This is a genomic window from Parvibaculum sp., assembly GCF_019635935.1.
Classification (GTDB): domain Bacteria; phylum Pseudomonadota; class Alphaproteobacteria; order Parvibaculales; family Parvibaculaceae; genus Parvibaculum.
Window position 1 is genome coordinate 2,313,797 of sequence record NZ_JAHBYN010000001.1, and the last position, 21,608, is coordinate 2,335,404.

At 65.7% G+C, this 21,608-nt stretch carries 14 protein-coding genes; 5 read left to right on the forward strand and 9 right to left on the reverse strand.

The window, feature by feature from the left end:
* Positions 1–29: 29 nt before the first annotated feature.
* Positions 30–1,844 carry a DNA helicase RecQ gene (recQ, locus tag KF719_RS11465; protein ID WP_293508845.1) on the reverse strand — a complete coding sequence of 605 codons (1,815 nt, stop codon included), beginning with the start codon at positions 1,842–1,844 and terminating at the stop codon, positions 30–32.
* A gap of 201 nt (positions 1,845–2,045) precedes the next feature.
* Between recQ and KF719_RS11470 the strand changes: the two genes are divergently transcribed.
* From KF719_RS11470 to KF719_RS11480, 3 genes are read left to right on the forward strand one after another with little or no spacing between them, the layout of a single operon-like run.
* Positions 2,046–2,513 carry a (2Fe-2S)-binding protein gene (locus KF719_RS11470; protein ID WP_293508846.1) on the forward strand — a complete coding sequence of 156 codons (468 nt, stop codon included), beginning with the start codon at positions 2,046–2,048 and terminating at the stop codon, positions 2,511–2,513.
* A complete protein-coding gene (locus KF719_RS11475) occupies positions 2,510–4,666 on the forward strand; it encodes a molybdopterin cofactor-binding domain-containing protein (RefSeq protein WP_293508847.1) in 2,157 nt (718 codons plus the stop codon). The genes KF719_RS11470 and KF719_RS11475 overlap by 4 nt, the downstream gene beginning before the upstream one ends.
* Positions 4,667–4,723: 57 nt before the next feature.
* On the forward strand, positions 4,724–5,563 hold the full coding sequence (locus KF719_RS11480) for a fumarylacetoacetate hydrolase family protein (protein ID WP_293508848.1): 840 nt from the start codon (positions 4,724–4,726) through the stop codon (positions 5,561–5,563).
* A 7-nt stretch (positions 5,564–5,570) separates the two neighbouring features.
* Here KF719_RS11480 and KF719_RS11485 read toward each other — a convergent pair whose 3' ends face one another.
* The 8 genes from KF719_RS11485 to KF719_RS11520 all read right to left on the reverse strand — a co-directional run bounded on the left by KF719_RS11485 (position 5,571) and on the right by KF719_RS11520 (position 19,289).
* Positions 5,571–8,753 carry an efflux RND transporter permease subunit gene (locus KF719_RS11485; RefSeq protein ID WP_293508849.1) on the reverse strand — a complete coding sequence of 1,061 codons (3,183 nt, stop codon included), beginning with the start codon at positions 8,751–8,753 and terminating at the stop codon, positions 5,571–5,573.
* Entirely contained in the window at positions 8,750–9,883 is a 1,134-nt protein-coding gene (locus KF719_RS11490) for an efflux RND transporter periplasmic adaptor subunit (RefSeq protein ID WP_293508850.1), read from the reverse strand. Before KF719_RS11490 ends, KF719_RS11485 begins: the two co-directional genes overlap by 4 nt.
* On the reverse strand, positions 9,876–10,436 hold the full coding sequence (locus KF719_RS11495; protein WP_293508851.1) for a PadR family transcriptional regulator: 561 nt from the start codon (positions 10,434–10,436) through the stop codon (positions 9,876–9,878). Before KF719_RS11495 ends, KF719_RS11490 begins: the two co-directional genes overlap by 8 nt.
* A gap of 190 nt (positions 10,437–10,626) precedes the next feature.
* Entirely contained in the window at positions 10,627–11,352 is a 726-nt protein-coding gene (locus KF719_RS11500; RefSeq protein WP_293508852.1) for a glutathione S-transferase N-terminal domain-containing protein, read from the reverse strand.
* 36 nt (positions 11,353–11,388) lie between these two features.
* Complete coding sequence (locus KF719_RS11505) at positions 11,389–13,224, reverse strand: acetyl-CoA hydrolase/transferase C-terminal domain-containing protein (RefSeq protein WP_293508853.1); 1,836 nt, start codon at positions 13,222–13,224, stop codon at positions 11,389–11,391.
* Between the two features lie 6 nt (positions 13,225–13,230).
* Complete coding sequence (locus KF719_RS11510; RefSeq protein ID WP_293508854.1) at positions 13,231–16,371, reverse strand: efflux RND transporter permease subunit; 3,141 nt, start codon at positions 16,369–16,371, stop codon at positions 13,231–13,233.
* A 15-nt stretch (positions 16,372–16,386) separates the two neighbouring features.
* Positions 16,387–17,463, reverse strand: coding sequence for an efflux RND transporter periplasmic adaptor subunit (locus KF719_RS11515; RefSeq protein ID WP_293508855.1), 1,077 nt, complete (start codon positions 17,461–17,463; stop codon positions 16,387–16,389).
* Between the two features lie 128 nt (positions 17,464–17,591).
* On the reverse strand, positions 17,592–19,289 hold the full coding sequence (locus KF719_RS11520) for an iron ABC transporter permease (RefSeq protein ID WP_293508856.1): 1,698 nt from the start codon (positions 19,287–19,289) through the stop codon (positions 17,592–17,594).
* Between the two features lie 116 nt (positions 19,290–19,405).
* Here KF719_RS11520 and KF719_RS11525 point away from each other — a divergent pair, with 116 nt between their 5' ends.
* On the forward strand, positions 19,406–20,452 hold the full coding sequence (locus KF719_RS11525) for an ABC transporter ATP-binding protein (RefSeq protein ID WP_293510644.1): 1,047 nt from the start codon (positions 19,406–19,408) through the stop codon (positions 20,450–20,452).
* Positions 20,453–20,552: 100 nt separating this feature from the next.
* Positions 20,553–21,605, forward strand: coding sequence for a Fe(3+) ABC transporter substrate-binding protein (locus KF719_RS11530; protein ID WP_293508857.1), 1,053 nt, complete (start codon positions 20,553–20,555; stop codon positions 21,603–21,605).
* The last annotated feature ends 3 nt before the right edge of the window (positions 21,606–21,608 follow it).

The window sequence follows — 21,608 nt, forward strand, 5'->3', positions numbered from 1 at the left end:
TCAGAAGGGTAGCGCGCCCGCGCCGCGGATCAAGCGGCCGAAGCGCCGCTTTCATGGGCCCGGATGGTGGCGAGGAAGATGCCCGCGAAATCGCGTAGCTTGGCCGCGCCGACGCCGTTGACGACCGCGAACTCGTCCTCGGTGCGCGGCTGTTTTGCGGCCATGTCGGCGAGCGTCCGGTCGGAAAAGATCACATAGGCCGGCACCTGACGCTCGCGTGCGAGGCGCAGGCGCAATTCCTTGAGGGCGGCAAGCAAACCCGCCGCCTCGTCGCTCATCGGCGCCGCCGCCTCGCTCCGCCGCGTCACATGCTCGGCGCGGTAGAGGAAGGTGCCCTCGCCGCGGATCAGCGCCTGACCCTTTTCGGCGATCGTCAATCCGCCATAGCCGCCGATATCGACGGCGAGAAAACCGGCCGCCGTCAATTGCCGGATCAGCGCCTGCCATTCGGGCTTGCGCCGCGCGGCGCCCGCGCCGAAGACCGCGAGATCGTTGTGTCCGCTCGCGGCGATTTTTTCGGTCTCCGAGCCGCGCAGAATATCGATCACATGCGCGGCCCCGTAGCGCTCGCCGCTCTGACGGATCGCGGCGAGCACCAGCTTTGCCTCCGCCGTGCCGTCGGTGAGTTCGGACGGGTCGAGGCAGGTGTCGCAGTTTCCGCAAGGCGCCGACGTCTCGCCGAAATAGGACAGCAGGATCTGGCGGCGGCAGCCGGGCGCTTCGCAAAAGGCGAGCAGGTGATCGAGACGGCGATGCTCGCGGCGGCGGCGCTCTTCGCCCGCCGCTTCCTCCTCGATGAAGGAACGGCGCATGCGGATGTCGGCAAGGCCGAACAGCATATGCGCTTCCGCCGCTTCGCCGTCGCGCCCAGCGCGTCCGATCTCCTGGTAATAGGCTTCGAGACTGCCGGGCAGATCGGCATGCACGACGTAGCGCACGTCGGATTTGTCGATGCCCATGCCGAAGGCGATGGTCGCGACCATCACGATGCCGCGTTCGGTCATGAAGCGGTTCTGGTTGGCCTCGCGCGCTTCCTTGCTCATGCCGGCGTGATACGGCAGCGCCCTGAAACCTTCGCCGGCAAGAAATTCGGCCGTCTCCTCGGTCTTGCGCCGCGACAGGCAATAGACAATGCCGCTGGCGCCCGCGTGACGCCCGACCGTGTCGAGAAGCTGGCGCTTCCATTCCTTCTTCGGCGAAACGGTGAGGCGGATATTCGGCCGGTCGAAACCGAGCACCAGCGTTTCCACATCGCCGCCGAAAAGCCGCGCGGCGATGTCGGCCCGCGTCGCCTCGTCGGCGGTTGCCGTCAGCGCCGCGATCGGTACATCGGGAAAGATGTCGCGCAGGCGCGCAAGGCCCTCATATTCGGGCCGGAAGGCCGGGCCCCATTGCGAAATGCAATGCGCCTCGTCGACGGCGATGAGCCGGACGTCGAGCCGTTGCAGCGCCGCCAGCATGCGCTCCGTCATCAGCCGTTCGGGCGCCAGATAAAGAAGCCGCGTTTCGCCGGCGGCGGCGCGCCGCCACGCGGCCACATTGTCGTCGCGCGATTGCGCGGAATTGATGCTGTCGGCGGCGACGCCGGCGAGCCGAAGCGCCGAAACCTGATCCTGCATCAGCGCAACAAGCGGCGAGACGACGATGGTAAGCCCGCCCCGGACAAGCGCCGGCACCTGGAAGCAGAGCGACTTGCCCGAGCCCGTCGGCATGACGGTGAGGAGGTTGCGGCCGGAAAGCAGCGTCGCAACGGCCTGCGCCTGACCGGGACGGAAGGCGTCGAAGCCGAAAACATCTTTCAGGATCTGCCGCTCGGGCGTGCGCGTCGCGGCGGGGGCATTCATCGGGGACAATATCCGGGAAGGAGAAGGCGAATCGGTGCCTTACCGTCGCATGCAGGCCACGCTTTGAAAAGCCGCGCGCTGCGGCGCCGGTCACACGGTTGTGATGCGCGCGCGGCCCGAAATAGCGGCGCAATTGTTCAATTCAACGGAAATGCCGGTCACTATGCTCCGCTACATGAAGCCTTGCCATGGGAGGACCGGATGAAGCTCAACATCAACGGCAGGGCGGTCGATCTGCCTGCAAGCGTCGCGGATGATCCGCTGCTCTGGGTGCTGCGCGACCGGCTCGGCCTGACCGGCGCGAAATTCGGCTGCGGCCTCGGCGTCTGCGGCGCCTGCACGGTGCATCTCGACGGCGAGGCGGTGCGCAGTTGCCTGGTGCCGGCGGGCGATGCCGAAGGCGCGGCCGTCACCACCATCGAAGGACTGGCGGGCGAAGACGCGGCGCTTCATCCGGTGCAGCGCGCCTGGATCGCCGAGAGCGTGCCGCAATGCGGCTACTGCCAGGCGGGGCAGATCATGTCGGCCGCGGCGCTGCTGGCGCGTGTGCCGCAACCGGGCGACGCGGATATCGATGCGGCGATGGCCGGAAATCTCTGCCGTTGCGGCACCTATGACCGCATCCGCCGCGCGGTGCGCCGCGCTGCCGCCGAGGGAGAGCGGGCATGAGGACGACACGCCGGAGATTTCTCGCGGCCGCAGGCGGCATCACGGTGACGGTGGCGCTGGGCGGCTGGACGCTGAACCCGATCCCGCCGCTGCCGCCGCGCGGCAATCCTTCGCCCGCCGACGCGCTGGGCTGGCTGCGCCTCGGACCGGACGGACGATTTGTCGTTCACTCGCCGCGGCAGGAAATCGGCCAGGGGATTTCGGTGTCGCTGCGCCAGATCGTGGCGGAAGAATTGAACGCTTCCCTCGATCTCGTCGACGCCGTGCTGCCCGACACGGCCGGGATCGCCGTGGCGCGCGCCACCGTCGGTAGCGAAAGCATTTCGGCCTTCGGCGAACCGCTGGCACGCGCCGCCGCTATCATGCGCGAGGCCTTGCGTGCCCGCGCGGCCGACGAACTCGGCGTCGCGCCCGGCGCGCTTGCCGAAACCGGAACGGGCTACGCGGCCGGGGAGCGCGAAATCAACTTTCCCGCGCTCGCCGGCGGCGAAGCGCTGCTGCTTGCCGACGAGGGACAGGACGTGACATTGCGCAGTTTCGATACCGCGCGCGAAAGGCGTCATGTCGGTCGCGCCGCCGTCACCGACCGCATCGAGGAGATCGTGACCGGCAAGCCGCTCTACGCCGCCGATGTGATGCTTCCCGATATGGTCTATGGCGCGATGCTGCGCGCCCCGCGCCTTGGCGCGCGGTTGCGCGATGCGGCCGGCGAAAGCATTGCGGACGGCCGGCTCTTTCGCCTCGACCGCGACGCCGGCATTGTCGCCAACAGTTTTCCGGCCTTGCAACGCGCGCTGGAAGCGGTCGAGACGCAATGGGATGACGGCGCGGGCGCGACGCAGGAGGCGATCGACGCGGCAATCGATGTCGACCGGCTGCTGGCGCGCGGTGCGCTGGAACACAAACTGGCGGATGGCAAGATGCCGCCGCGCGACGACTGGACCGTCGATCTGCGCCTCGACATTCCGATGGCGGCGCATGCGACGATCGAACCGCGCGCCGCGGTGGCGCGCTGGAACGACGACGGGCCTGTAAGGCTCGACGTGTGGACGGGAACGCAGGATGCGTTCTTCGCCCGCAGCGTGCTGGCGCGCGAGTTCGGGCTGAAGGAGAGAGAGGTCGCGGTGCATAGCTGCCGGGTCGGCGGCGCCTTCGGCGCGCGCGGCATCTGCCGTCAGGAGATCGAAGCGGCGCGTCTGGCGCAGGCCGCCGGACGGCCGGTCAAGGTGCAATGGAGCCGCATGGAGGAGTTCCAGCAGGGGTTTCACCGCCCGCCTTCGGCGCATCGCGTCCGCATCCGCGTCGGCGACGACGGCCGCATCGCCGATTGGTGGCATGCCTTCGCGTCGGGTCATGTGATATTCACCTCAGCCGCAATGCCGCCCTGGCTGCAAAGGGTGACGAGCTTCGTCACCGATCCGGGCGTCGCGCGCGACGCCGTGCCGCCCTACGCCGCGGCCAATCTGCGTGTCGAATGCGCCGACATCAGATTGCCGGTCGATACCGGTCCGTGGCGCGGCCTTAGCGCCGGGCCCAACGGCTTTGCCATCGAGACGGCGATCGACGCGGCAGCGCGGGCAAGTGGCCAGGATCCGCTGGCGTTCCGGCTCGCCAATATCGCGCCTGAGCATGTGCGGCTGCGCCGTTGTCTGGAGCGCGTGGCGCTGCTGGCGGGCGTAGCCCCCGAAAGCACGCTGCGCGGCCGCGGCTATGCCTGCGGCATCTACAAGCAGGTCAGCTACATCGCCGTCGCCGCCGATGTCGAGGTCGATGCGGAAACAGGCGCTGTGCGCGTGACGCATATGTATGCGGCGCATGATTGCGGCGTCGTCGTCAACCCGGACCAGGTGCGGGCGCAGACGGAGGGAAACCTTGTCTGGGGCATCGGCATGGCGCTGAGCGAGAATCTCGGCATCCGCGACGGTCGCGTCGGCGCCGATCATCTTGGCGAATACGTCATCCCGACGATCGCCGAAATGCCGGAAATCGCCATCGAGTTGATCGACGAGGATGGCGACGCGCCGACCGGCGCCGGCGAGACCGGCATCATCGCCGCCGCCGCCGCCATCGGCAATGCACTGGCCGACGCTACGGAGCGCCGGCTGACGGTACTGCCGATGACGCCCGAAAGAGTGCGCGCGGCGCTGGCCTGATCCTTGTTGCCGCCCGCGCGCCGTGGGATAAAGCGGCAGGGACAGGCGAGGGCAATCATGCGATTTGTGACATTCGAGGTGGCGAGCGCGGCGCGGCTTGGGCTGGTCGAGGGCGGCGAGGTGGCCGATCTCGGCGCTCGCGCGCTGATCGACGCGATCCGTGCCGGCAAGGACGGGCTTGCGGCGGCGGCGAAGGCGGCGGGCAATGCGCCGCGCCTGTCGCTCGACGGGCTGACCCTGCTGCCGGTCATTCCGCGCCCCGGCAAGATCATCTGTCTCGGCCTCAATTACGCCGAACACGCTGCCGAAGGCGGGCGCGAGAGGCCGGACTATCCGAATTTCTTCATGCGCTGCGCGACGTCGCTGGTAGGCCACGGGGCGCCGGTCGTTCGGCCGCGCGTTTCCGAGCAACTCGATTTCGAGGCGGAGCTGGCGGCCGTCATCGGCCGCACGGTGCCGCGCCATGTGGAACGCGCCAGGGCACTCGATTATGTGGCCGGCTACAGCTGTTTCAACGATGTGTCGGTGCGCGACTATCAGCGGCGGACGCCGCAATGGACCATCGGCAAGAATTTCGACGGCAGCGGACCCTTCGGCCCGCTCTTCGTGACGGCGGATGAACTGCCGCCGGGCGCGACGGGCCTCGCCATCGCCTCGCGGCTCAATGGCGAGACGATGCAAAGCGCCAACACGCGCGACATGATTTTTCCGGTCGACGAGACGATCGCGCTCTTGAGCGACTGCATGACGCTCGAAGCCGGCGACGTGCTGGTGATGGGAACGCCGGCGGGCGTCGGCTTCGCGCGCACGCCGCCCGTGTGGATGAAGCCCGGCGACCGGATCGAGGTCGAGATCGAGGGCGTTGGCCTTCTCGCCAACCCGATCGCCACCGAATAGAACCCCTTTACTCGGCCGGATGCGCGACCGCGCCGGATCGCGACGAGTGCCCGCGACGCGACCGGAGCGTCGACGGTGCGGCCAGCAGCACCGGCACCAGAACCAGCGTCAGCAGTGTCGAGAAGCCGAGGCCGAAAATAATCGCCGTCGACAACTGCACCCACCACACCGCGACCGGGCCGCCAAACACGATCTCGCGCGCCGCGAAATCGAGATTGATCTGCAGCGCCATCGGCAACAGGCCGAACATCGTGGTGATGGTGGTCAGCATGATCGGCCGGAGACGCTGCCCCGCCGTGCGCAACACCGCCTCGATCACATCCATGCCTTCGCGAAGCAGGCGCTGATAGGTGTCGATCAGCACGATCGAATTGTTCACGACGATGCCCGCCAGCGCGACGATGCCGGTGCCCGTCATGATGACGGAGAAAGGCTGGCCAGTGACCATCATGCCGATCAGCACACCGACGGTCGACAGCACCACCGTCGAAAGCGTCAGCACCGAATGGTAGAAGCTGTTGAACTGCGTCAGCAGGATCACGAACATCAGGAACAGCGCGCCGATCAGCGCCCCGCCAAGGAAGTTGGCGGATTCCTCCTGCTCTTCGCTCGCGCCGCGGAAACGGATGCGAATGCCCGGCCCGAAATCCTGCGCCTCGATCCATTCCTGTATCTCGCGCGTTTTTTCGTCGACATTGATCTTGGCTTCGGTCTCGCGGTCGAAGGCGGTGTTGGCCTTGATCGTGATCTGCCGAAATCCGTCGACGCGCTCGATGGAACTGACCTGCGGTTGCGCCGTGCGCTTGACGAAATTCGAGATCGGCACGAGGCCGCTCTGCGTCTGGACGCGCAACTGGTCGAGCTGGTCGAGCACGCGGTAGGAGTCCGGGAAGCGGGCACGGATGTCGACTTCGTCCTGCGCGTCGTCGGGACGGTACTTGCCGATCAGGATGCCGTTGGTGACGAGCTGGATCGTCGCCCCGACCGATGTCACATCGGCGCCGAAGCGCCCGGCGAGTTCGCGGTCGACCGTCATCACCCATTCGATGCCGGGCAGCGGCCTTCCATCCTCGACGTCGAGCAGCCCGTCGACATTGCGGTCGAGATGTTCGCGGATTCGGGTGGTTGCTTCCAGCAGCCGCGTATAGTCGCTGGACGTCAACTGGATCTGGATGTCCTTGCCGGTCGGCGGGCCTTCCTCGAGCTTCCGGAGTTCCACCTTGATGCCCGGAAGCTTGTCCGTCTGCTGGCGAATGCCGTCGAGAATGACAGCACCCTTGGCGCGCTCCTCATAGGGTTTCAGTTCGATCATCAACTGCGCGATCAGGTCCTTCGGCACGTCGCCGCGGCCGACGGGACCCGAACCGAGGCCGGGGCCGGTGCGCGTGAAGACCGTGCGCACACCGTCGGTCGAGAGCACGATGTCCTCGACGTCGCGCGCCAGCGTCAACGTGTCCTGCGCCGACAGGTTGCCGCGCGCGCTGACCAAGGCAATGGCCTGTTCCGGCTCGGTGTCGACGAAGAACTCGACGCCGTTGTTGAAATTCGAAAAGAGCACAATGGTAGCGACCAGAATGACAACGGTGCCGGCCAGCACACGGCCGGGAAAATGGATCAACCGGTCGAGCAGGCGCACATAGGCGCCCGTGAGCCCCGGCAGCGACCGGATGTCGCCGGTCTCCGTGCCCGCCAGAAGTTTCAGCACGTCGCTGTCGGCGTTCTCGGCCTTGCCGACGAGACCGCCGAGAACGGGAAGGAATACGAGCGCGGTGATGAACGAGGCGGAGAGCACGACGATCAGCGTGATCGGCAGGTAGCTCATGAACTTGCCGCTGACGCCCGGCCAGAGAAGCATCGGCAGGAAGGCGGCCAACGTCGTCGCCGTCGAGGCGGCGATGGGCCAGAACATGCGCTTGGCGGCAAGCCCGTAGGCCGCGCGGCGTTCGAGCCCCTCCGACATTTTCCGGTCGGCGAATTCGACGACCACGATGGCGCCGTCGACCAGCATGCCGACCGAAAGCAGCATGCCGAACATCACCATCATGTTGACGGTGTAGCCGGTGACCGACAGGAACAGGAAGCCGATCATGAACGAGGTCGGAATGGCGATGCCGACCAGCAGCGCCGAGCGCAGACCGAGCGCGGCCACGACGACGATCATCACCAGAACGATGGCGGTGGTGATCGAGGACTGAAGCGAGCCGAGCGAACGGTGAATCCAGCTCGATGCGTCGAGCGTGAAATCGACATGGATGGCGTCGGGCCAGTCGGCCGTGAACTCGTCGACGACGGCGCGCACCTGCGTGTTGTTGTCGACGATGTTGGTGCCGATGCGCTTGGTGATTTCGATGGCGATGGCCGGATGGCCGTTGAAGCGCGCAAAGCCGTCCGGGTCCTTGAAGGTCCGGCGGATGTCGGCGACATCCGAAAGCGTCACGATACCGTCGCCGGAAACCTTGACCGGCAGGGTCAGCACATCTTCGCGCGTTTCGAACAGACCGGGCACCTTGACCGAGAAGCGGCCCTGGCCCGTGTCGATGTTGCCCGCCGCGATGAGGCGGTTGTTCATCTGCACGATGTTGATGAGTTCGGATTGCGAGATGCCATAGGATTCGAGCTTCGCCGGATCGATCACGACTTCCAGCAATTCCTCGCGATGACCGATCAGTTCGGCCTGCAGCACGGTCGGGACCGCCTCGATCTCGTCCTTCAGCCGCCGCGCCGCCTCATAAAGCGTCCGCTCCGGCACTTCGCCCGACAGCGTGACGATCAGCACCGGGAAAAGCGCAGCGTTGAACTCGCGCACCGTCGGTTCGTCGGATTCGCCCGGCAGCTTGGCGCGCGCCAGATCGACCTTCTCGCGCACGTCCTGCAGGGCCTTGTCCTTGTCGAAGTTGACGTCGAACTCGAGCACGATGCCGGCATGGCCCTGCGAGGCCGTGGCCCTGATTTCCTTGAGCCCTTCGAGCGAGCGCAGCTCCGTTTCCATCGGACGGATCAGCAGCCGCTCGGCGTCTTCCGGCGAAATGCCCTGATGCGTGATCGAAACGTAGAAGATCGGGATCGGAATGTCCGGATCGGCCTCCTTGGGGATCGTCACATAGGCGATGAGACCGGCAATGACCATCAGCACCATGGTCGTCATGGTGGTGCGGGCGCGCCCTTGAACTGCGTCGACAAATCCGTTCACAGGCCGGCTCCAAGTGTGGCGGCGGGCATTGCCTCGACCTTTTGTCCTTCGATCACATAGTCCTGACCGACGGTGATGAGCTTCACCGTCTGCGGCAGGCCGGCAACCCAGAGGCCTTCGGGCGTGTCGTCGATCAATTGTACCGCGTCGAAGCGGACGCGGCTGTCCGCGTCCACCGTGCGGACGCCGATCACGCCCTTGTCGTCGAGCGAGATCACCGAACTCGGAATGCGATGCGCCTGGATTTCCTGGCCCGGCACGGCGATTTCGGCCGTGATGCCGGCGCGTATCGCAAAATCGGGATTGGGCACTTCAAGCTCGACACGGAACGTCCGGGTCGCCGGATCGGCCGTCTTGGCGACGAAGCTGACCGTCCCCGAAACCGTTTCGCCGGTGATCAGGCGCGCCCGGCCCGGCTGGCCGATCTTGAGCATGCCGACGCGGTCTTCGGCAACCTGACCGACGACCAGCAGCGGATCGAGCTCGACCACGAGACCGCAAACGTCGCCGACGCGCAGATAGTCGCCGACCTCGACGCGCCGGTCGTCGAACACGCCGTCGAAAGGCGCGACGATCTTCGTCTGGCTGACCTCGATCTGCATCTGCTTCAGCCGCGCTTGCGCGGCGTCATGCGCGGCCTTGGAAGCCGCCGCCGCCGTCGGCGCGCGGTAGCCCTTTTCGGCAAGCTGGCGCGAGGCGTCATATTCGAGCTGACGCTGGCGCGCCAGCGCGCGCGCTTCGGCAAGCTGGGCGTCGCGGGCGTTGAGGTTGATCGCGCACAAGACGTCGCCCGCCTTGACGCGCGCGCCTTTTTCGACCGGGAGTTCCGATACCGTTCCTTGCGTTTCGGCGCGCACTTCGACGGCGCGTTTGGCCATCGTGCGTCCGCGGATCGCAACCACGCCCTGCCGGGCGCTCGCGGTCGACGTCACGACGCGCACCTGCGGAACGGTCGTGTTTGCCGCATTGCGTTCGGCCGCCGTCATGTCGTCGGTGACGCCGTTGCCGCCGTTGAAAATGCCCGTGAAGAACCAGACCCCGATGATCGCGGCGATGCCGATGGCGATCAATTGCGAACGATTAAGTTTCGACGCGGCCTGACCGATGATATTCCGCTGGTGCTCAAACATGCGTGTGTACTTCTCTGGGGGCTTCCTGCGGCTTGTCGTCCACCGCAATGTCTTCGATCAGGTGCCGGTTGTTCTCGAGAAAGGAGACGGATGCCGAATAGACGGCGTGACCGTAGAGCCGCGCGAAATCCATGCCCGGCGTGTCGCCCGGATCCTTCGTCGCGAGTTCTTCGGTCTTCGCCTTCATCGCGGCAAGACGCTGATCGACAAGCTCGACCACGCGCGAACGCGGCAGCAAATGGGCAAACAAAACCGCGAAAAGGAATTCGGACCTGAATTTGTCTTCGGCCAGCGGCGTATGCAGCGCCTCGCGGAGGCTCTGCCGTCCCTTGTCGGTCAGGGAGTAGATTTTCTTGTCGGGGCGGCGCTCCTGCTGTTCCGCCTTGCAGGTAACCAGGCCCTCATCCGTCAGCCGCGTCAGCGCCGGATAGATCGAGCCATAGCTGGCGTCGAGGAAATGGCTGAACGGGCCGTCCTCGAACATCTTGTTGATCTCGTAGCCTGTGGCTTCGCCGAAGACCAACGCGCCGAGACAGAGCGTGGTGACTTGCATCGGGGGTATCCTTGCCGCGCCGGCCAAGGGGTGTCGCGGGCATATATGCTGGGCCGATATATCGCGTCTATATAGGGCCGATATATGAGAATCCAAGGGGTGTGCCCCGGTTTCTCGCATTCTTTTCTGTATTTTTTTGCACTGCGGCAAACACGCAACACCAGCGTGACGCGGGGGATATGACCGCCTTTCAGGCGTCCGGCGCCGGGCGGGCGCGCTGGTTGTAGAGCATCTTGCGGACCTTCTCCTGCTCTTCGGGCGTCATTTTGGAGAGGTCCATCGAAAGGTCGCTGCCCGCCGCCATGCCGCGCTGGACGGCCGGGCGCTCGCCGATCTCCGCGAGCCAGCGCTTGAAATGCTTGAATTCCTCGATGTCCTGTCCCTGCGCCTTCCAGTTGACGGCCCAAGGATAGCAGATCATGTCGGCGATCGTGTACGCCTCGCCCGCCATGTAGCGCCGGTCGTAGAGGCGGTTGTTCATCACCCCGTAGAGCCGGTTGGCCTCGTCGGTGAAGCGGCGCACCGCATAGGACTGGTCGCCCTCGCGCTCGCCCAGGCGCCGGAAATGGCCGCACTCGCCGAGCTTCGGACCCTGATTGGCCATCTGCCACATCACCCATTGGGTGACTTCGTATTTGCCGTGGGGGTCTTGCGGGAAGAACTTCCCGGCCTTCTCGGCGATATACATCATCATCGCGCCGGACTCGAAAATGCCGAGCGGCGCGCCGCCGCCCATCGGTTCATGGTCGATGAGGGCCGGCATGCGGTGATTGGGATTGAGCTTCAGGAATTCGGGGCTGAACTGGTCGCCGCGCCCGATATGCAGCGGGATCAGATTGTAGGGAAGCCCGCATTCCTCGAGCAGGATCGTCACTTTCTTCCCGTTGGGTGTCGGCCAGTAATAGAGATCGATCATGGCGGGCGTCCTCCCAACGCGCGTGATGACAAATCCCTAGTTGGGGGCTGCAAGCGCCGCCAGCAAGAGGCGGCGGTAAAGCCTTTCGCTGAAAGACGAAGGCCTTGCGAGCCCCATCCGTTCGAGAGCGGCATTTGTTGAAGCATTCGAGGGGCCGCCTTTCAGCGCCATGCGCGCGAGTTCCCGCTTCGAGGCGCGCGAAAGGCGCCCGAGCGCCGGCATCAACGCCTGCTCGACCGCGGTGAAATCGCTGCCGAAGGGAAAGAGCGGCAACAGACCTTGCGCCTTGGCGTCCGCCAGCCCCGCCGCGATCCGTTCGGGGCGGTTGTTGCGCCGCGCCGGCGGGATCTCGTAATCCGCCGCGATCTTGCCGGCCTTCTTCGCCCGCGCCAGCAACCCCGCCTGAAAGCGCGAATCGGCGACGCCGAGCATCGCCGCCACCACCTCGGCATCGGTCTTGCCGCGCAAATCGGCGACGCCGTATTCGGTGACGACGATGTCGCGCAGATGGCGCGGGATCGTCTGGTGGCCATAGGAAAAGACCACGTTCGACAAGGCCTCGCCGCCCTTCTCGCGCGTCGCGCGCAGCGCGATCACCGAACGCGCATCGGGAAGCGCAAAGGCCTGCGACACGAAATTATACTGGCCGCCGACGCCGCTGACGACGCGCCCGTCATCGAGCCCGTCGGACACGACGGCGCCCGATAGCGTCGCCATCATCGCGGTGTTGATAAAACGCGCCCCCTTGCGCGCCGCGCGCTTGCCCGCTTCGTCGCCATAGAGTTCGTTGACAAAGGACACCGGCACCATCGCGATGCGCCGCCGCGCCTCGGGCGTCATTTCCTTCAGCCGCGCATAGAGGTTTCGCGAACCGAGAAAGAAGCCCGCATGGATCGCCACGCCGTCGACCTCGCGCTTGACGATTCCGGCTTCCATCAGATCGAGGAAACATTCGACCAGCATTTCGCTGGCGCCGTAGAGCCCTTCCTCGAAGCGCGCCGTCTCGCGCGGCGGGCTGCCGAGGCGTTCAAGCGTTGCCCGCCAGATCGCGTTGTCGCGGTGCCGCAGCACAAGCCCCTGCCCGATCGCATCGCCGATGGAGCCGATGCCGACCTGCAGCGTTCCGCCATCGGGCACGAGCCCGGCGATGTTGAGGCCGATCGCATAATCGGCCGGCGTCACGGGTTCGCGCGGCGGCGCGAACAGCGGAAAGCGGAAATCGTCGCCTTCGAGCAGGAAATCGAATTCCGCCGCCGGCACCTCCGCCGCGCCGTCCATGAATGGCAGCGCGTCGTTGACTTCGCCGACAAAGACAATGCCGGTTTGTCCGCCGCGCCTTGCGGCCAGAAAGTCGGGCGTGACGTCGGGATTGCAACTGAGGCTGTAGCCGCCGCCCGCGCGCTCCGGCGGCGCGACAAGCTGCGCCAGCACATTGACGCCGCGTTCGAGGATGTAGCGCCCGACATGGGTGTAATTGGCCGAGATGTAATTCTGCTGCTGGCGCGGCGAACCGAGCCAGCGCCCGGCCATCAGGAAGAACTCATGGACTTCGATGTTGGGCGGCAGCGTCCCCTGCCGCAGCGCCGTCGCATAGCGAAGCTCGGGATAGCCCGCAAAGAGGCGCTCGGCCACGGGTTCGAGAAAGCGCCGTTCGAGATCGCTCGACGCGCGCGGTTTCTCGAGCGTCAGCGCCGTCAGGATGCTCAAGCTGATCGACGGATCGGCAATGGCGCGCGCCGTCAGCGCATTGACGATATGATTGGCCTTGCCGAGCCCGAGCGGCAGCGCCATCACGATCTTGCGACCGACCCGCGCGACAATGGCGTCTGCCAGCCGTTCGGCATCGTCGAAGCGTTCGGGCTGTCCCGGCATCGCGATTTATTCCGCACCTTCCATGGGACGCGGCCGCAAGCCCGCGCCCTCGATCCGCTCGATCTCGCTCTCGAGCCGGCGCTGCGTGTCGCCGGGCGACCCGGTGCGGCGCGCCAGCGCCTGGTAGGCGACCGGAACCACGAAGAGAGTAAAGATCGTGGTGGCGATGACGCCGGAAAAAATCACGACGCCGATGGCGGTGCGCGTCTCGGCGCCGGCGCCGAAGGAAAGGATCAGCGCCACGGAACCCGCAATCGTCGTGATCGCCGTCATCAGGATCGGGCGCAGCCGGATCGCTGCCGCTTCGATCAGCGCTTCGCCGAACTCCCGCCCCTCGTCGCGCAGCTGGTTGGCGAACTCGACGATCAGGATACCGTTCTTGGCGGCCAACCCGACCAGCATGATGAGCCCGATCTGCGTATAGAGGTTGATCGTACCGCCCGTTATCCAGATGCCGAACAGTCCGCCGGTGATCGCCAGCGGCACGGTCAGGATGATGACGACCGGATGAACGAAACTCTCGAACTGCGCCGCCAGCACCAGGAAGACGACGACAAGGCCGAGCACGAAGATGAAGCCGAGCGCGCCGCCGGCCCGCACGAAGTCGAGCGACTGGCCGCGATAGTCGATGGCGACGTTCGGCGGCAGGTGCTGGCGCGAGAGATTGCGCAGGTGGTCGAGCGCGGCGCCCAGCGTGTAGCCGTCGGCGAGGTTGGCGTCGATGGTGATGGCCCGCATGCGGTTGTAGCGGTTGAGGCTGGCCGGTCCCGCCGCCTCGTTGACGGTGACGAGATTGGCGAGCGGTATCAGTTCGCCCGTCCGCTCCGAGCGCACGAAGACATTGCTCATGTCGCTCGGCGTCCGCTGCGCGGAACGTTCGCCTTCGAGAATGACGTCGTATTCCTCGCCGCCATCGGCAAAGGTCGTCACCCGGCGCGAGCCGAACACGGTTTCGAGCGTTCGCCCGATATTGCCCACCGTCACGCCGAGATCGCCTGCATTGTTGCGGTCAATTTCGACGCGAAGCTGCGGCTTGGTTTCCTTGAAGTCGTGGTCGATATTGATGAGGCCGGGATTGTCCGCCTCGACCGCCGCGATCAGGATGTCGCGCCATTCGCGGAGCTCTTCATAGGAGCCGCCGCCGATGACGAACTGCACAGGCTTGACCGCGCCGCGCCCGAAGCCCTGCCGCATCATCGGCGAAGCAGTGACGCCCGGCAGGTCGGCAAGGCGCGCCCGCACATCATCCATGATCGCCCATGCCGAGCGGCGCTCGCTCCAGTCGGCCAGCACGATGACGGCGACCCCGGTGTTGAAACTCGACAGATTGCCGAACGAACGCGGCGCGCGCACCAGCAGCCGGTTGACCTCGCCGCTCTCGACCAGCGGCATCAGCCGGTCCTCGATCTCTGTCATGTATTCGTTGATATAGTTGAACGATGCACCTTCGGGCCCGTTGACGATCACGAAGAAGATGCCGCGGTCTTCACGCGGCGCATATTCGGACGGAATGACGATGAAAAGGCCGAGCGCCGCGACAACAAGCCCGCCGAAGGTTGCCGCCGTAATCGACGGCTTGAGAAGCGCGCGCGCCAGCACCTCGCGGTAGCGCGTCTTGAGTTTGTCGAAGCCCTCGTCGACGGCGATGTTGAAGCGGGTACGATTGGAGGTCGGCCGCAGGACTTTGGAGCACAGCATCGGCGACAGGCTGAGCGCGACAAGGCTTGAAAAGGCAACCGCCGCCGCCATGGTGATTGCGAACTCGGAAAAGAGCCGCCCGATCGCTCCTTCGACGAAGGCGAGAGGAAGAAAGACCGAAATCAGCACCACGGTCGTTGCGATGACCGCAAACCCCACCTGCCGCGCGCCCCGATAGGCGGCGACAAGCGGCGTCTCGCCTTCCTCCATGCGCCGGTAGATATTTTCGAGCACCACGATCGTATCGTCGACCACAAGCCCGATGGCGAGCACCAGCGCCAGCAGCGTCAGGAGATTGACCGAAAAGCCGAGTGCGAACAGCACGAGAAAGGGCGCGATCAACGACACAGGCACGGTGACGGCCGGAACGAGCGTTGCCCGCGCGCTGCCGAGAAAAACGAAAATCGTCAGGATGACCAATGTGACGGCGATGGCGAGCGTCTTGTAGACTTCGTTTACCGCTCCTTCGATGAAGACGCTGGTGTCGTAGCTGCGTCTGATCTCCATGCCCTCGGGCAAGCCCGGCGCAAGACGTTCGGCTTCGGCCTTGGCGGCGCGCGCCACCGTCAGCGTATTGGCCTGCGATTGTTTGACGATGCCGATGCCGACCATCGGTATGCGATTGCCGCGAAAGAACGTTCGCTCTTCGGCGGCCGCGCGTTCGACGCGCGCGACATCGCCGAGCCGCACCAGATAGCCGTCCGCGCCCTGGCCGAGAACGAGCTGGCGGAAATCTTCTTCGCTGCGAAAGCCGCGTTCGACCCGCGCGGTGAACTGTCGCTGCACGGATTCGATACTGCCGGCCGGCAGCTCGACATTCTCGGCGATCAGCGCCGCCTCGACATCGCCGACCGTCAGCGCCCGCGCCGCAAGTGCGGTACGGTCGAGCCAGATGCGCATCGAATAGCTGCGCGCGCCGCTGAGCCTGACACGCGCCACGCCGTCCTGCGTCGAAAACCGGTCGACGAGATGGCGCTCCACATAATCGGTCAGTTCCAGCATCGACAAACGGTCGCTGACGACATTGAGCCACATGATGACGTCGTCGCTGGAATCGGCCTTCTGGATGTCCGGCGGATCGGCTTCGGTCGGCAGGACGTCGAGAATCCCCGACACGCGGTCGCGAATGTCGTTGGCGGCGGCGTCGATGTCGCGGCCAGGATTGAATTCGATGGTGATGCGCGAGCGTCCGTCCTCGCTCGAGGATTGCACGAATGAAATGCCTTCGATGCCGGCAATGCGCTCCTCGATGACCTCGGTGATGCGCGTCTCGACCACGGCCGCAGCCGCGCCGCGATAATCGGTGGTGATCGAAACGATCGGCGGGTCGATGTCGGGATATTCGCGCAAGGGGAGCCGGTCGAAGGCAACGAGACCGAAGGCCACCAGCAGCATGCTGATGACGGCGGCGAAGACGGGCCGTGTAACCGAAACGTCGGAAAGTTTCATGGTCTCCCCCGCCTCCTACTGGACGACCGTCGTGCCGAGCCGCCCGAGCGTCTGTTCCGGCGTTTCTTCCTTGACGATATTGACCGTCATGCCGTCGCGCACCTGCATCGTGCCATGCGTCACGACAATTTCGCCGCGTACGAGCCCGCTGACCACTTCGACGGCGCCGGGCCGCCGCCCGCCGGTTTTGATCTCGCGCCGCTCGGCCTTGTTGCTGGCGCGGTCGATAACGAAAACGAAGTTCTGTGTACCCGACGGCACCAGCGCTTCTTCCGGGATCACGACCGCATCGCGCGGGTTTTTCAGAAGCCGCACCGTCATCAGCAGGCCCGGCTTCAGCGCATGGTCCTCGTTGGAGATAAAGGCGCGCGCCGTGATCGAGCGCGTCACGCGGTCGACCTGCGTCGCGACGCTGCGCACGGTACCGCGAAATTCGCGGCCCGGAAGCGCCGTCGTCGTCGCACGGATTTCGAGCCCCGGCCGGATATTGGCCAGATAGGCCGCGGGCACCGTGAAGTCGAGCTTGATCGGATCGAGATCGTCGAGCGTCGTGATGACGCTGCCCGGCGTCACCAGCGTACCGGGGCTGATGTTGCGCAGGCCCACCACGCCCTCGAAGGGCGCGCGGATTTCGCGGTCGTCGAGCCGCGCCTTCGCACCGTCGCGATTGGCCTCCGCCTGGCGCAGCGCCGCGCGCCGTTCCTCCAGTTGTGCGGTTGCGGTGTATTGCCGCCGCTCCAGTTCGCTGGCGCGGTTATAGGCGGTCCGCCGTTCGGCCAGAACGGCCTCCGCTGCCTCCAGTTCGGCGCGCTGTTCGTCGCGCCGGAGCAAAACCAGAACCTGGTCCTGCTCGACCTGTTGTCCGTCGTCGAAAAGGATCTCCACGACCTTGTCCGACACATTGGCGGTGATGGTGACGCTTTCATTGGCGAAGGTCGTGCCGAGCGCCTCGACCTGATCGACGAAACGGTCGATGACGGCCGGTGCGACGATGACGTTCTGCACGGGCCCCTCCTGCGCGCCGGCGCCCGAAAGGCCGGCGCTTGCGAACAGCACGGCAGAAAACGCGGCGGTGAGTATCGGCAGACGCATGAAAGCTCCGGTTTGGGGCGCGAGGGCAGCAGGGATGATCCCGTCGTCATCCGACTGAATTGTGACAGCAAGTCAAGTTTGGCCGACGTGACGGCGATTTCAAGCAAGACCGGCGGTTTAAACGCCGTTCAGGCGGCCGGCGGCGTCACATTTGCGTGTGCGGTGTCGCTCGGCGGCGCCGGCGGGCGGATGCCGGAGCGCGCAATCGACAGGCTGAGCAGGATTGTCGGCAAGAGCCCGAGCGCGACAATGGTCAGTGCCGCCGTCGAAGCTTCGGCGAGCCTTTCATCGGAGGCGAGGCGGTAGGTCCGGGTGGCCAGCGTCTCGAAATTGAAGGGCCGCAACAGCAGCGTCGCCGGCAATTCCTTCATCACGTCGATGAAAACCAACAACACGGCGCTCGCCAGTGCGCCGCGCAGCAGGGGCACGTGAACGGCGCGCAGGACGCGGCCCGGCGGCGCGCCGAGGCTGCGCGCGGCCGCGTCGAGCGTGGGGTGGATTTTCTCAAGCCCGCTATGGGTCGCGTTGAAGGCGGCGGTCAGGAAGCGCGCGACATAGGCGAAGACAAGACCGGCGGCCGAGCCGGTGATGAGAAGGCCGGGCGCGAAGCCGAGATATGTTTCGGCAAAGCCCGCCAGCGCGCGGTCGACGCCGGTTGTCAGCGTCAGGATACCGATGGCGATCATGGCGCCCGGCAGCGCATAGCCGAGCGTTGCGAGGCGGATCGAAATGCGGTTGAAGGGTGTCGGATGCAGGCGTTCGCCATAGGCGAGCAGCAGCGCCAGCGCGGTCGCCAGCACCGCCGCGACACAGGCGACGAAAAGACTGTTGGAGGCGAAATCGAGAAAGCTGCGCCCGACCAGCGGATCGCCTTCGATCAGGGCATAGCGGGCGAGCACGATGGCCGGAACGACGAAGCCCAGCAACACCGGCAGCGCGCAGGCAATCGTCGCGGCCGCGGCCCGGCCGCCTTTGAGCGTCACCGGGCGCGCCGCCATGTCGCGCGCCAGCGGATTGGCGACGCGGCCGCGGCGGCTGACCATCTCGATCATCACCAGCGCCAGCGCGAAAAGAAAAAGCCAGGCGGCGATTTGCGCCGCGGCCAGCGCGTCGCCAAGGCTGAACCAGGTGCGGAAAATGCCGGTCGTCAGCGTCGGCACCGCGAAATAATCGACGACGCCGAAATCGGAAATCGTCTCCATCAGCGCCAGCGCGAGGCCGCCCGCGATGGCCGGCCGCGCGCAGGGAAGCGCCACGCGAAGGAATGCCCGCCACGGCCGCGCGCCGAGCATGCGCGCCGCTTCGAAGAGCGCCGCCGATTGCCGCTGAAAGGCGGTGCGCGCCAGCAGGTAGACGTAAGGGTAGAGGACGAGGCTCAGCATGATGGCCGCGCCGGGCAGCGAACGGATATTCGGAAAGACGTAGTCGCCGCCGCTCCATCCTGTCAGCGCGCGCAAACCGCTCTGCACCGGTCCGGCGAAGGCAAGCAGGTCGGTATAGACATAGGCGATGATATACGCTGGCATCGCCAGCGGCAGCACCAGCGCCCAGTTGAATATGCGCTGGCCCGGAAACCGCGCCGCGACGACCAGCCATGCCGTGCCGACGCCGATAACGCCCGCCATCAGCGCCACAAGCACCATCAGCCAGAGCGTGTTCGCCACATAGGCGGGCAGCACGGTGGCGCGCAGATGTGCCCAGTTCTCGCTCGCGGGCAGCACAAGGCTTGCCAGCACCGTCAGCGAGGGGGCGAGCAGCACCAGCGCGACGGCGAGCGCCGCCAGCGTCCAACCCGATGCGGCGCGGCGTCGCGCACGGCCGGCCATCCAATCTTTTTCCGTGACTGCCATGCGGCCTTTGTGACAAATACGGGTCCTTGCGGCAAAGTAATTTTGCTACGCATTTGCAAAGGTTTTCGAGGAAACGGGCGGGTTTGACGCGAATGACGCTGGCGTTCCGCAATGTCGGACACAGATATGGCGACCTTCAGGTGTTGTCCGGCGTCTCGCTGGAGGCGCGGGCGGGCGAGATTCTCTGCCTGCTCGGACCGTCGGGCAGCGGCAAGACGACGCTGCTGCGGCTGGCGGCCGGACTTGAAGTCCTGCAGGAGGGGTCGATCGATCTTGGCGGCGCGGTGCTGGCGATGCCGGGACGCGCGTTGCCGCCCGAAAAGCGGCCGTTCGGCATGGTTTTTCAGGACAATGCGCTCTTTCCGCATCTCACGGTGGCCGAGAACATCGCCTTCGGATTGAGCCGCCGCCCGAAGGAGGAGCAGGCCCGCATCGTCGCGCAACGGCTTGCCGCCGTTGGACTTTCCGGCTTCGAGCCGCGCTACCCGCACACGCTGTCGGGCGGCCAGCAGCAGCGCGTGGCGCTGGCCCGCGCGCTGGCGCCGGAACCGGCGGCGATGCTGCTCGACGAACCCTTCGCGAGCGTCGACGTGACGCGCCGCCGCAGCCTGCGCGAGGAAGCGCGGCGAACGCTGAAAAGCGCTGGCGTTATTACACTTGTCGTCACGCATGACCCTGTGGAGGCGCTCGAAATCGCCGACCGGATCGCGGTGATGGAGGGCGGCCGCATCGCCCAGTGCGCGACGCCCGAAGAACTCTACGCAAATCCCGCAAGTGCCCTTGTGGCCTCGCTTTTCGGCGAGGCGCAGCGCTTTCCGGCGACCGTATCGTCGGGCCGCGCGGTGACGGCCTACGGATCGGTGCCGGCCGCCGATTTTCACGAAGGGGCGGCGGTCGAGGTGATCGTGCGGCCCGAAGCGGTGACGCTCGGCGCGCCGAATGGCGCCGAAAACACCTTCCTGGTCAATGACTTGCGCTTCCTCGGCCATGACTGGCTGGTGCTGCTCTCGGCTGCTGCCTCGCCGGCGCTGGAGCCGTTGCGCGCCCGCGTGACCGACCCCGGCGCCTTGAAAATCGGCGCCGCCGCCAGCCTCGATTTCGACCCGCAGGGCACCTTCGTATTCGCCGCGAAGCCCTGACTGTCATCGAACTGTCAAAAATATGTCACATGACGGCTTGGGTACGCGAATGATAGTCGTTATCAATAGTCCGTAACCCCCTCTCAGATCCGGAACCGCCATGTCACGTCTCCTTGCCGGCATACTTGTTCTCGGTGTTGTCCTCGCTGTCATCGTCGGGTCCCAAATGGGCTCGAACGAAACGGCGACACCGACCGTCACCCCGCTCGAACTCAACATCTATTCGGCCCGCCACTACGACACCGACCTCGCGCTCTACGACAAGTTCACCGAGGAGACCGGCATCGCGATCAATCTGATCGAGGGCGACAGCGACGAACTGATCGCGCGCATCGAACGCGAAGGCGCGCAGAGCCCGGCCGACCTGCTGATCACGGTCGATGCGGGGCGGCTGTGGCGCGCCGAGGAGAAGGGCCTCTTCCAGGCGGTCGTCTCCGAAACGCTGGAGACGCGCATCCCCGAACATCTGCGCCATCCGGACGGCTTGTGGTTCGGCCTGTCAAAGCGCGCCCGCATCATCATCTACAACAAGGCGAAGGGCCGTCCCGAAAAGCTCGAAACCTATGCCGACCTCGCGGACCCCTTGCACAAGGGCGAGATCTGCATGCGCTCGTCGTCGAACATCTACAATCTCTCGCTGCTGGCCGCGACGATCGAACATCGGGGTACGGAAGAAGCCGAAAACTGGGCGAAAGGCGTCGTCGCCAATTTCGCGCGCGAACCGCAAGGCAACGACACCGGAAACATCCAGGCGGTGGCGGCCGGCGAATGCCGCATCTCGCTCGCGAACACCTATTATGTCGGCCGCCTGATGGGGTCCGGCAACGCCGGCGACCGTACGGTCGCCGATGCGGTCGAACTTGTTTTTCCCGATCAGGAAGGCAACGGCACGCATGTCAATATCGGCGGCGCCGGTGTTCTCGTTCATGCGCCGAACCGCGCCAACGCGGTGCGCTTCATCGAATTCCTGACAAGCGATTGGGCGCAGCGCGCCTTCAGCGAACAGAACCACGAATATGCGGTCGTACCCGGCGTCGAGATCGACACGCCGCTCAACGCCTTCACCTTCAGGGAAGACGCGTTGAACGCCAGCGCGCTGGGCCGCAACCAGCCGGAAGCCGTGCGCATCTTCGACCGCGCGGGGTGGAAGTAGGCC